This window comes from Algoriphagus sp. NF, assembly GCF_028823735.1.
Taxonomy (GTDB): Bacteria; Bacteroidota; Bacteroidia; order Cytophagales; family Cyclobacteriaceae; genus Algoriphagus; species Algoriphagus marincola.
Genome location: NZ_JAPEIB010000110.1, coordinates 1 through 796 on the forward strand (window position 1 = coordinate 1; position 796 = coordinate 796).

General features: G+C 38.1%; 2 protein-coding genes. Both read right to left on the reverse strand.

Annotated elements, in window-relative coordinates; translation table 11 throughout:
- A partial coding sequence (locus tag OU792_RS18590) for a hypothetical protein (RefSeq protein WP_274671061.1) occupies positions 1–277 on the reverse strand: 277 nt, incomplete at its 3' end.
- A gap of 331 nt (positions 278–608) precedes the next feature.
- A partial coding sequence (locus OU792_RS18595) for a YdeI/OmpD-associated family protein (protein WP_274671062.1) occupies positions 609–796 on the reverse strand: 188 nt, incomplete at its 5' end.

The following is a 796-nucleotide window of genomic DNA, read 5'->3' on the forward strand; positions in this document are numbered from 1 at the left end:
ATTCAAAAGCGGTGTTGTCAAATGGACTTGCATTTAAGAACCAAAACAGTGCGTAATTTACCCTATCCTGGTTTTGCTCAATATTTGAAAATGCTTTGTTTACAGAGTCTTCAGTTCTGTCTATACTACCAAGAATTTGAAAGTCAAAATCAGATTTGATTTCTTTTCCAACCTTTGTGTAGGCTTTGATTTTCCCTTTTTGCTTTTCAAGTTCCTTAGTCGTGGCGTTTGCGAGAATGCCTGCAATTCGATAAGGGTTGTTTTTTATTAACTCCATATTTTTTCGGTTGGCCTTGTGTTCCTAAAAATACTATTCATCCTATTTTCTTTTTACGGTTTCCCGTATTCTGTTCATTTTCCTGTCGAGCGTTGGCAACAAAACAGGCTCCTTTGGTTTTTCAGCGTTGGCTTTGCGTGTCGGCAAAAACCAAGTGTGCCTGTTTGCGCGTGGGCTTTCTTTGTATGCCGCACAACGGTCTCGTGTATGAGCAGTAGCGGATTTTAACCACTAAACTGTCAGATTGCAAGATACTTAATTAAACGCAAAAACGGTTCAAGTTTGCACTTAAACCGCTATTGCTTATACACAATGTTGGCGGTAGTATTTTTTATCTTTCGTTGTGACCTTTTCCGTCAAAGATTTTTGGTTTCGCCTTTTCAATTCTTGAACTTCTTGTTTTGGATTGTTTGGCTTCTGAAAAATAGAGCAAATATCCTCTTTGTCGTCCTGGTGTCAGATTGTAAAATGCAGTTTTAAATACCGAATCGTTTTCAAATTCTTGTTCAAGTTCTTCGG